This is a genomic window from Streptomyces sp. NPDC002403, assembly GCF_053593015.1.
In genome coordinates this window covers 1-1176 of the sequence record NZ_JBSFBQ010000163.1, presented here as the reverse complement: position 1 = coordinate 1176, position 1176 = coordinate 1, and the positions used below count along the sequence as shown (strand labels likewise).

1 pseudogene is annotated in these 1176 nt (G+C 73.0%); it reads left to right on the top strand.

The window, feature by feature from the left end:
- A pseudogene (locus ACWCPY_RS43330) lies at nt 1-1176 on the top strand (hypothetical protein); the annotation flags it as partial.

The following is a 1176-nucleotide window of genomic DNA, read 5'->3' as shown; positions in this document are numbered from 1 at the left end:
AACTGTTGTTCGGCGATGAGCGGCGCGAACGGCTGGGGGTGCGGGTGGATGCCCTGGGCCGGCACGGCATCACCCACCTCCCGGCCATCGAGGACATCGCCCGCACCATCCGCCAGCTGGCCGCGCAGCAGAAACGGGTCGGTGCGCACCTCGACACCCTGGCCGCCCGCCTCGGCCTGGAGGAAGGCGTGATCAGGGGTGTCCTTGCGGCCAACGGCATCAGCGTCAAGAAACTCGGCCTGCGGTTCGATGGCAAGCGGCTCAACCGGCTCGGGGTGCGGGTGGAGGACCTGGGCCAGCACGGCCTTGCCGGGGACGGGGCCCAGGAACTGTCCCCGGACGCCTCCGCCGAGCCGGGCAGGACAGCACCGCAGGAGACCACGGACCCGGACAGCCCCAACCGGACCCACCACCCCGCCTCTCTTCCGCCGGCCGCCGGGGACCTCGCCCGCACTCCCCGCAAACAGGCAGTGAACCACCAAGGCGGTGTGCACCCCACCGACAGCGCCCCGTACCCGGACGGGCCCGCAGAAAACACCCCCGGGGCCACCGCCCCGACACCCTCCGCACCTCTCCCCGCCCCCGGGGCCAACGCCGCCGGCACGACCAGCGAGCGGGTCTTCGCTGTGCTGAACCCCACGGGGCCGGCAGCAGCCCAGGACAGCAACGCGGACCTGCCCCCCGCCCCCACGGCAGGGAACGACCAGCCCGGCACCCCCACGGGGAAGCGCAAACGCGACACTCGCAAGCGCGACACTCGTGAGAGCCGGGCCACGGACCAGAACCCCTCCAAACGCCGGAGACGGGGAATCCCACTCCCGGACCCGAGAGACACTCCCGGCCTCGGCCCATCCCTGGACACTGGCCTCCCGGTCCTGGTCACTGGATCCGCCGGTTCCCAGCAGACGGCAGTCCAGGGCGCCGACCGGCAGGGTCCTGGGAGGCAGGACCCGCAGACCCTGCTTTCGGCACCCGTGCAGCAGAACGGGAGTGCACCGGTCCAGCCTGCCGAGCACCAGGCCGGCGCACCCACCCACGGCACCCACGTCCCCGGTGTCCCTGCCCCCGGCACCCACGTTACGGGCGGGGAGTCCTTCGTTCGTGCTGTGCCCGTGGTCCTGAGTACGGATCCGGTGCTTCCCGGACTGCCGGGTCCCGGTGGGGGCGCCGGGGTCG